This window comes from Spirulina subsalsa CS-330 (assembly GCF_028330765.1).
GTDB classification, from domain to species: domain Bacteria; phylum Cyanobacteriota; class Cyanobacteriia; order Cyanobacteriales; family Spirulinaceae; genus Spirulina; species Spirulina subsalsa_A.
The window spans coordinates 69,524-78,697 of record NZ_JAQMTY010000145.1 but is presented as its reverse complement, the minus strand read 5'-3'; the positions used below and the strand labels follow the sequence as shown (position 1 = coordinate 78,697).

The 9,174-nt window shown below is 52.9% G+C and carries 8 protein-coding genes and 1 pseudogene; 5 read left to right on the top strand and 4 right to left on the bottom strand.

Annotation, left to right across the window (positions count from 1 at the left end):
• From PN477_RS09975 to PN477_RS09965, 3 genes and pseudogenes are all read left to right on the top strand, one after another.
• Positions 1-481, top strand: a pseudogene (locus PN477_RS09975) (lipid-A-disaccharide synthase-related protein); the annotation flags it as partial.
• Positions 482-521: 40 nt separating this feature from the next.
• Positions 522-1,739: a glycosyltransferase gene (locus PN477_RS09970; RefSeq protein ID WP_272147231.1), complete on the top strand. Its 1,218-nt coding sequence runs from the start codon at positions 522-524 to the stop codon at positions 1,737-1,739.
• 545 nt (positions 1,740-2,284) lie between these two features.
• A complete protein-coding gene (locus PN477_RS09965) occupies positions 2,285-3,649 on the top strand; it encodes a sensor histidine kinase (protein WP_272147229.1) in 1,365 nt (454 codons plus the stop codon).
• 20 nt (positions 3,650-3,669) lie between these two features.
• Here the strand turns inward: PN477_RS09965 and PN477_RS09960 are convergent, their stop codons facing one another.
• The gene (locus PN477_RS09960; protein ID WP_072623210.1) at positions 3,670-3,927 is read right to left on the bottom strand and encodes a CRR7 family NDH-1 assembly protein; all 258 of its coding nucleotides are present in this window, start codon (positions 3,925-3,927) and stop codon (positions 3,670-3,672) included.
• A gap of 71 nt (positions 3,928-3,998) precedes the next feature.
• Between PN477_RS09960 and PN477_RS09955 the strand changes: the two genes are divergently transcribed.
• Entirely contained in the window at positions 3,999-5,402 is a 1,404-nt protein-coding gene (locus PN477_RS09955) for a protein adenylyltransferase SelO (RefSeq protein WP_272120018.1), read from the top strand.
• A 40-nt stretch (positions 5,403-5,442) separates the two neighbouring features.
• Positions 5,443-6,096 carry a Uma2 family endonuclease gene (locus PN477_RS09950; RefSeq protein WP_272120017.1) on the top strand — a complete coding sequence of 218 codons (654 nt, stop codon included), beginning with the start codon at positions 5,443-5,445 and terminating at the stop codon, positions 6,094-6,096.
• A 282-nt stretch (positions 6,097-6,378) separates the two neighbouring features.
• Here the strand turns inward: PN477_RS09950 and PN477_RS09945 are convergent, their stop codons facing one another.
• Genes PN477_RS09945 through PN477_RS09935 form a run of 3 tightly spaced genes read right to left on the bottom strand, consistent with a single transcriptional unit; the run spans position 6,379 to position 8,925 of the window.
• The gene (locus tag PN477_RS09945) at positions 6,379-6,732 is read right to left on the bottom strand and encodes a phenylpyruvate tautomerase MIF-related protein (RefSeq protein ID WP_272120016.1); all 354 of its coding nucleotides are present in this window, start codon (positions 6,730-6,732) and stop codon (positions 6,379-6,381) included.
• Positions 6,733-6,773: 41 nt separating this feature from the next.
• The gene (locus PN477_RS09940) at positions 6,774-7,256 is read right to left on the bottom strand and encodes a flavin reductase family protein (RefSeq protein ID WP_272120015.1); all 483 of its coding nucleotides are present in this window, start codon (positions 7,254-7,256) and stop codon (positions 6,774-6,776) included.
• Positions 7,219-8,925: an ArnT family glycosyltransferase gene (locus tag PN477_RS09935; RefSeq protein WP_272120014.1), complete on the bottom strand. Its 1,707-nt coding sequence runs from the start codon at positions 8,923-8,925 to the stop codon at positions 7,219-7,221. Before PN477_RS09935 ends, PN477_RS09940 begins: the two co-directional genes overlap by 38 nt.
• Between the last annotated feature and the right edge of the window lie 249 nt (positions 8,926-9,174).

The following is a 9,174-nucleotide window of genomic DNA, read 5'->3' as shown; positions in this document are numbered from 1 at the left end:
GATCGCCCCCGGTTTAGACCCTGCCCCCTTTCAGGCCGCGTTGAGTGATCAGGGGTGGCGATCGACCCCGCTGCCAGACACCGCCCCGATCACCGCCCCCGATGCCCAAGCCTGGAACCTCGATCGCGATCGCCACCAAATCATCCTCACACAACAGGCCTATGCGCCCTGTCTCAACGCGGCGGATCTAGCCTTCGCCATGGCCGGCACAGCCACCGAGCAATTCGTCGGCCTCGGTAAACCGGCGATCGCTCTTCCCGGTGCTGGGCCTCAATTCACCCCCCAATTTGCCGAAGCCCAAACCCGACTCCTTGGCGTATCCGTCACCCTCGTTCAGCGCCCGCAGGACGTGCCGAAAATTTGCCACAGCCTGCTCAATAACCCCGACACCCTGCAAATCATCGCGGAAAATGGCCGGAACCGCATGGGCACTAGCGGAGCCGCCGCCCGGATTGCGGATCATCTTGTCGCAGTGCTGTAATACATTAAAATAACCAACGGCCTACCGCGAGTGATCCTCCATGAAACTAAGCCTTTGCATGATCGTTAAGGATGAAGAGCAGTCCTTACCCCACTGTTTAGACAGTGCCAAAGATGTGGTAGACGAGATCGTGATTCTGGATACGGGATCGAGCGATCGCACGATCGCGATCGCGAAAGACTACGGGGCCACCGTGGCAGAATTTCCCTGGAACAATGATTTCGCCGCCGCTCGCAACGAAGCCCTCAAGCATGTGACCGGGGATTGGGTGCTCGTTCTCGATGCCGATGAAGAACTCACCGAAGAAGCCGGGCCGCATCTCCGTACCGCAATGGCGGACGATAACCTCTTGGTGGTGGGCCTCGTGCGCGAAGAACTCGGCGCAGTCCAGTCACCCTATTCCCTCACCTCGCGCCTCTTTCGTCGTCACCCCAAAATCAAATTTTCTCGCCCCTATCATGCCCTGATTGACGACAGTGTGATGGCCTTGATCAAGGAGGAATCGCAGTGGAATTTTGGGACGTTGCAAACCGTCGCGATCGCTCACTCCGGCTACACCCAAGCCTCCATTAGCAAAAAAGACAAAAAAGCCCGCGCCCAAAAAGCGATGGAAACCTATCTTGCTGACCATCCCGACGACCCCTATGTATGCAGTAAATTAGGCGCACTCTACGCCACCAGCGGCCAACATAAACAAGGCCGCGAACTCCTCGAACGGGGCTTAAAGGCAACTAATTTAGAACCCCCGGTAGCCTACGAATTGCACTACCATCTTGCCAACGCCTACGCCCGAAAAAACAACACCGACCAAGCCGTCATTCACTACCAAGCCGCCATTTCTCAAAACATTTTTCCGCTTTTAAAACTCGGTGCGTTGATCAATTTTGGGTCATTACTCCACATCGCCGGGGAATATGAAATGGCTCAGCGGCCCCTCGGTGCGGCGATTCAAATTGACCCCACTTGTATGCTGGCCTATTACAATTTAGGCCTTGTGTTTAAGGCATTGGGGAACTACAACGACGCGATTAAGGCCTATGAAAAAGCGATCGAACTCCAAGCGGACTATGCCCCCGCCTATCAAAACCTAGGGGTAGTGTGGTTTAAATGCGGCAAGATTGAAGAGGGGTTAGAGTATTTCGGGAAAGCGATCGCCATCCTCGACACCAAAAACCTCCTCGAAGCCGACAAACTCCGCAACCAACTCCACGACATGGGATTCCAAGCCCCGAAATTTTCCGTGCAAATCGAATCCTAGCCCCCGATTGAGGCTGATTGGTGACTATCCCCCCAGATCAGGGGCGGAGGACAAGGCGGATTGACCTGGTTGACTGACAAAATTAGCCAGATCCTGGAAAGCCCTCACCCTAGCCCTCTCCCCTAGGGAGAGGGAACTGGAAAAATGGATCGGCTCCCCTCTCCCCTAGGGAGAGGGGAGAGGGGTGAGGGCGATCAAGTCAGTCAATCCGCTGATTGACTGCCTTGTCCTTGGTTTTTGGCTGGGCTGTGAGCGATCGCTTACCATCCTCACCACCTTGCACCCTCCGATTAAACCCTGATCAAATTCCTTTTCTAGAGAGAAAATACAGGTCAAATCAGGGCTATATTATGAATTGAAATACGCTCTTTTTTGCCAAGCTCAAGCACCTTATCAGTGAAGATTAATGTCTTTTCAAGAAAGAGTTAAGAGTAGATTAAAAGATGGTCAAAATTTCAAAAAATAATGAAATTTGAGTATAAAATCTGACAGAACTTAAGGGAGCAAGATACAGTAGGGATAATGACGCTCACCCCGTTACCCCCATGCTTCAAACTTCTGCTCATTTTGTTGTGAATCACACTTTAGCGGCTCAACCCGATCGCCCCCTATCACCATTAGCATGGATGAACGATCGCCCCCTCGCCCTCGATACAACCCTACAAGAACTGTCTCGTCACACCGCCCAAATTGAGGCGGATCAGTTAGTGATTGATGTGGCACGAGTCTTTGAAAAAAATCCCCTATCACCCGGTGTGATTTTATTGGAGTCTGGCCAGCTTTTCGGGATGATCTCGCGCCGTCGCTTTTTAGAGCGCATGAGTCGCCCCTATGCCTTGGAATTATTTTTAAAACGGCCGGTGCGATCGCTGCATCACTTCACCAAAGGTAAACTTGAGATTTTCCCCGAAACCACCTTGATTGTTGAAGCGGCGCGGTGTTCCTTAGAGCGATCGCCGGAATTTCTCTACGAACCCATTCTTGTTTACTCCGAAGACCATCAAATTCACTATTTAGTCGATGTTCATCAACTCCTACTCGCTCAATCCCGCATCCACCAACTAACCAGCCAACTCCTCGATGAAACCAGCTACGCCGAACGGATGCAAACGGAAAAAATGGTCAGTTTGGGGCGCATGGTGGCAGGGGTCGCCCATGAAATTAAAAACCCTGTCAATTCCGTTCACGGAAATATCCAATTCCTCGCTGACTATTACAATCATTTAATCGAACTGATCCAAACCCTTGAAACGAAAATTCCAGCCTCTGATTACGATGAGCTAGCGGAAATCAAGGACGAAATTGAATATGATTTCATCATCGAAGATACCCCCAAAATCATTAAAAGTATTCAACTCAGTTCGGAGCGATTGATTCAAATTGTGACGAGCTTGCGGAATTTCTCGCGCATTGATGATCAAAAACAACAACTGATTAACCTCCACGATTGTTTAGAGGGTACGTTACTAATCTTAGAAAATCAACTGAAGAATAGCATTACTGTCGAAAAAGACTATGAATACCTGCCGGAAGTGGCTTGCTATTCTGGGCAAATTAGTCAGGTTTTCATGAATTTATTGGCGAATGCGATCGATACGTTGATGGAGCGCAAGGCTCAGACGAATGATCCCGATTGGATACCAAAAATTCGGATTGAAACCCGTTATCTCGAACAGTATCAAACGGGCCAAGGGGTCAGTATTAAAATCATTGATAATGGTTTGGGTATTCCGCCCAAAAACCAACAGAAAATTTTTGATAATTTCTTTACAACAAAGCCCGTCGGCAAAGGGACGGGGCTGGGGCTGGCGATTAGCTATCAAATTGTGGTGAAAAAACACCAGGGTGAATTAAAACTCCGGTCTCAGGTGAATGAGGGAACTGAGTTTGAAGTGTTGCTGCCTTTTTAAGGGGGGCGATCGCACCGTCGCTATTTTTCCAAACGCACCACATACCACTGTAAATAGTCCCCAGGGCCAAGGTCGATTTCGCAACTAGTTTCCATCAAGTGTTTGGCTTGGGCGGAGCGAGGGGCGAACCGTTGGAGGTCGCGGGGGACATGATCGAGGGTGGCTAAGACCTCTTCGAGCTTGGTTAGGAGTTCCTCAGCCGTCAAAATGACCTGTTCCGGCTGCCCAGATTCCAACACCACATAGGCATCCTCTTGATACATGATTGAATCCGCCATCATTCCCTCCTCGGTCAATTTTTGAGCAAAGCTTTCTAAAATGTTAAAGGTATTGCACCCCCTTTGCACCGATGGCGAACGCTTTTCTGACTTTAACCTACGAACCTGCCCTCGAAGACTTGGGGGATGACTATTACGATCGCGTCCCGGCGGCTACCTTCCCAGAGCATATCCTCCGGTTCCGCAACGATCGCCTCTTGCCCACCCTTGGCCTCGATCCGCGCCAGGTAGGGGATGATGACTTTATTGAAGCCTTTGGCCATTTCCAAGGCGTGCGCCCCTTCCTTGCCCTGCGCTACCACGGCTATCAGTTTGGGCAATATAATCCGCAACTGGGCGACGGGCGCGGCTTTCTCTACGGTCAGGTGCGGGGCGTGGATGGCGTGCTGTACGACTTTGGCACGAAGGGATCGGGACGCACGCCCTACTCCCGGACGGCGGATGGACGGCTGACCCTGAAGGGCGGCGTGCGGGAAGTGTTGGCGGCGGAACTGTTAGCGCGGTTGGGGGTGACGACCTCTCGCTGTTTGAGTTTGATTGAAACGGGGGAACCGCTTTGGCGGGGAGATGAACCGTCACCGACACGCTCGTCGGTGATGATCCGGATGAACCGATCGCACCTCCGGTTTGGCACGTTTGAGCGACTCCATTATCTCCAACGTCCGGATCTGATCACGCCTCTCCTTGACCATGCGATCGCGGTGTATTATCCGGAAATCGATCCGACGGGGGGCGATCGCTACGCCGAATTTTACGCGGCATTGGTGCAGCGGGTGGCAACCCTAGCGGCGCAATGGATGGCGGCGGGGTTCTGTCATGCCGTGCTGAACACCGATAATATGTCGATCACGGGGGAAAGCTTCGACTATGGCCCCTATGCGTTTATTCCCACCTACGATCGCACCTTCACCGCCGCCTATTTTGACTACAGTGGCCGCTATTCCTACGGCAATCAACCGGGAATCTGTCGGCTCAATTTAGAACTGTTGCAAGTGCCGCTCAAATTGGTGATGGCGGTTGAGGATTTAGAGGCTGGATTAACTCAGTATGATCAGCAGTATTTCACAACCTATCAAAGCCTGATGCTGAAGCGGTTAGGATTTGGGGGATTTTTGGGAGAATTGGGGACTGATTTGCTGAAGGCGACGATCGCCACCTTGGCCGAAACCCAAGCGGGCTATAGTGAATTTTTCATCACCCTCACCCAGGAATTCCGGTCTGATTGGCGGCGCGATCGCACCCTGATCCTCAAAGATCTCAACCTCGATACCGAGTGGGAACCCTGGGCAACTCTCTACCATCAAGCCCTCAATGAATTCGCCCCCGACCAGATGCCCACCATTGCCGATCAACTCCAGGCCGCCAACCCCAAAACCACCTTACTCCGCCCCGTGATCGAATCCGTGTGGGATGCGATCGCCCATCACGACAACTGGCAACCCTTCACTGATCTCGTGGCGAAAATTTGGGATTAACCTCCCGCCCTCATCACCCTATTGATCTGGAAAACTGCTTATGCTGACCACTGCCCCAGAACCCCCAGCCCTCCTTCATCCCAGCGGTGAACAACGGGTTATTTTTCATCACATGACATGGGACACCTATCTCCAAATGTTGGCTCTTTTACCCCAGTCGAGGAACTCGCGGCTCACCTACGATTACGGAATTTTAGAAATCACAATGCCCTTAGAAGATCATGAATTTTATCGGTCTTTAATTGAGTACTTTATTCGAGGTTTAGTTGAACTCATGGACTTACCCTTGAAAGCCATGGGATCAACAACCCTCAATTATCCTCACCTCGAAAAAGGCGCGGAACCTGACAGTGCCTATTACATTCAAAATCAACCATTGGTGAAGGGGCGTAATGTGGATTTTGCCAATGATCCGCCGCCGGATTTAGTGGTTGAGGTGGATATTACCCACACGGATATTCAAAAAAATCAATTCTATGCCGCCTTGGGTGTACCGGAATTTTGGCGGTTTAATGGGAAGGTGTGGCATATCTATGTGTTGCGATCGCACGCCTACATTGAAGTCGAACAAAGCCCAACGTTTCCCGACATCCCAAAAACCTGGCTCTATGATTTCTTAGCCACCGCGAAAGAGGATGAAATCGGCGCAATGCGATCGCTCAGAAAGCGGTGGAACGCAGCACACCCAGCATAGTAGACAAGACGGTGCGTTACGCTTCGCTAACAGCACCCTACTGGCGTGACACAGCCAAAATGATACTTTGTTGTAGGGTGGGTTAGGCGGCTTAAACTCCCGCCATCACTGCAACCCAGCAATCTGCCGTAACCCACCGACTAAAATGTGTCATGACACCACCATGACGGTAATCCTCTGTTGTGCGAGCTTCTAGCTCGTTGCCCTGATGAGGGGGATTAACTGCCGGCTGGCTCAACAGTTACCGCCATGTATAGGCAGTAGTTTTTAAGGGGGATTGAGTTAGCCAAAGGTGCGACCGTTCCAGCCCCACATCACACCTTTGGCATCGGCAAATTCGATATAAATTCGATTTTGATCAATGCCGAGGGTGCTGGCAATTTCGGCACAAAAGTCTTGGCTCATGGCAGCGGTTTGACCGGAACTCATGGAGCCGACACTTTTTACTTCGAGATAACAGGCTGGTTCCACTGTGCCGCTGAAGGTCATGGGGATATCGGCTTCAAAGGCGGTCATCACGTAGGATTCTGACTTACCTAAGTGTTTGGCGAGTTTGCCGGAGAGAGTTTTTAACAGGCCTTCGATTTGGGCGGTTTCGGGTTTGGCGAGGGATGTTTGGACTTTAATAAAAGGCATAACCCAGTAAGTTTTGATGCAAAGGGTGGAAAATAATGTGCTTAACCACCATATTGCCAGCCGGTGCTTTCGAGCAGCAAGGGGTCGCCCTCGCGGTGAACGCCAGCGCCGACCACTTCACCCACAAAGACTGTATGGTCGCCATGGTCAACGCTGCCCACCACGCGACATTCTACATACCCCAAGGAATCGGTAATCACGGGGCAACCGGTTTCTGGCCCGGCGATACAATCTACATCGGCTAATTTATCCCCTACAATGCGCTGGGGTTTGAAAAATTGTGCGGCTACTTCTTTTTGGCTGCTGTCGAGGACGCTGAGGGCAAAGACACCACTGTTTTTAATCATGGCGTGGGAGCCGGAATCAGCCCGGACACAGTTGACGACGAGGGGCGGCTTGAATGAGGCCTGCATTACCCAACTGGCGGTGAATCCATTGCGTTCGTCGCCATCTTTGACACCGCAAATATAAAGACCGTGAGGGATTTTACGGAGGATTGTTTTTTTCGCTTGTTCGTCGAGCATGATCAGTTTTGAGGGGGTATGCATCTGCTAAAAAATCATAGCGTGTTGCGGCAACGGCTGGTTTGGCGGGGGTCATCACCCAATAGGTTTGGGGTTGGCCGAAGGTGTCAAACCAGGCGGCGATCGCAGTGATGTGATGGTCGGGTGCGATCGCGCTGATTGCGGCCCGTTGCTCAGGGTCGCGGGTGATGATGGCGATGGGGTCGGGGCTTTGGAGTTGGGCGAGGATCTGAGCCGTGGTGCTGGCGCGATAGGTACGGTGGTGTTGGTGGAGATAGGCAGGGATGCTGGGGAGATCGAAGCGATCGCCCAATAACACCACCGTGTCGGGTGTAGTGTGCGCGGCGATCGCCTGGGCAATTTGGACTGAACCAGAGCGATAGGGTTCTAAGCTCGGTAGCGCAATGCCCCAGAGGATCAGTAAAAAAACAGCAGCGTTTACTGTGGCGAGGGTAAACGCCCGTGACCCCTGCCCGCTTTGACTTAAGCAATAGACTCCCACTGCTCCCGCCATCCAGCCGATCGCTAAGGGCAAGACTGCGATCGCTGGCACGATCATTAACGTCCCCAACAACCCCAAAGTAAACAAAATCGCCCCCCCAAACCCCACCTGAAACCAGCGTTTCATCCTCTGCGCCCCCGGCGGAGCAAGACTAGTTTGAGCAATCAGGATCGCGATCGCCGGATAGGCCCCTAGGGCATAGCTGGGCAGCTTGCTCGGAATCAACTCATACAGCAGCCAGCCCGCCACGAGCCAAGCGGTGAGGGGCAGTTGAGTCGGCGATCGCCAATGCTGCATCGCCGGACGCAGGGCCGCCCCGAACCAGGGCAACCACGGCAGAAATGCGATCGCAAACACCCCAAAAAAATAGCCCGGCGGCCCCCATTGGCCAAACACCACCTCCCCCCCCACCCGGCGCAGCACATACCAGTCCCCCAGCCACCGCAACAACGCCCCACCATCTAAGCGCCAGGTCATCCAACCCCAAACCCCAAACGGGACAAGGGCTAGGGGCAGCCCGAATTCTGGGTGTAATTGTCGCAAGCCTTGGCGATCGGAGCCTGTCCCCAGCAGCCACCAAAACAATCCACTCCCACCCACTAAAATCAAAATTGGCGGCCCTTTCGTCAGCACCCCCAACGCCACCGCCCCCCAGAGCCACAGTCGCCACGAACCCTGGGGCGATCGCACCCCCCGCACCATCGCCAGCATGGCCACCGTTTCCCACAACACCAGCAGCGCATCCGTCAGCGCCAACCGGCCCAGATTTGGCAAGATCCAAGATAGCCAGAGAATCATCAAGCTGCGTTGGGCGATCGCCTCCCCCCAGACCCCACGCCCCCACCGCCACAACACCCAGCCCGTCAACCCCACCGCCACCCAACTCGGTAACCGTGCCGCCCACACCGTCCCCCCCAACCCCGCCAGCGACCCCGCCATCACCCAAAACTGAAGCGGCGGTTTTCGATGCACCTCCGACCAGAGAAACTCCGGAATCCACCATTGCCCCGTCTCTAGCATTCGCTGGGCAAACCCCAAATAAGCCGCCTCATCCTGATCCCAGAGTGCGATCGTATTAGTAGCAATCCCCATAATCAAAACCGCTATGACCAAAAGCCACAGCGGTTGCCAAGTCTTGCCACAGGTTTGTTTGCCAATGGTTTGCACTCTACACCTTCGATTCAAACGCCAGCGAACGGATGACGCTCCATCCTGAGAGTCTGAATCATACCCTTCATTTAGTTATCAGACTCATTATTTTTGTTCGATTGCTCATTCGACTCACCCTCAGTGCTGCCACTAGAATATCGTCTTCCCTTGGAGTAAGAACGTGTCGATTTCTTCCGAAATTGTCTAGCGTAAGCCGCATTACGAGCAGCTTTATCCTTCTTAAGATTGCGACGTTTGGCCACAGTA

Bases quoted from the DNA above. Each gene is read 5' to 3' on its own strand.
- PN477_RS09970 (WP_272147231.1), top strand. From the start codon at position 522: ATGAAACTAAGCCTTTGCATGATCGTTAAGGATGAAGAGCAGTCCTTA.
- PN477_RS09965 (WP_272147229.1), top strand. From the start codon at position 2,285: ATGCTTCAAACTTCTGCTCATTTTGTTGTGAATCACACTTTAGCGGCT.
- PN477_RS09960 (WP_072623210.1), bottom strand. From the start codon at position 3,927: ATGGCGGATTCAATCATGTATCAAGAGGATGCCTATGTGGTGTTGGAA.
- PN477_RS09955 (WP_272120018.1), top strand. From the start codon at position 3,999: ATGGCGAACGCTTTTCTGACTTTAACCTACGAACCTGCCCTCGAAGAC.
- PN477_RS09950 (WP_272120017.1), top strand. From the start codon at position 5,443: ATGCTGACCACTGCCCCAGAACCCCCAGCCCTCCTTCATCCCAGCGGT.
- PN477_RS09945 (WP_272120016.1), bottom strand. From the start codon at position 6,732: ATGCCTTTTATTAAAGTCCAAACATCCCTCGCCAAACCCGAAACCGCC.
- PN477_RS09940 (WP_272120015.1), bottom strand. From the start codon at position 7,256: ATGCTCGACGAACAAGCGAAAAAAACAATCCTCCGTAAAATCCCTCAC.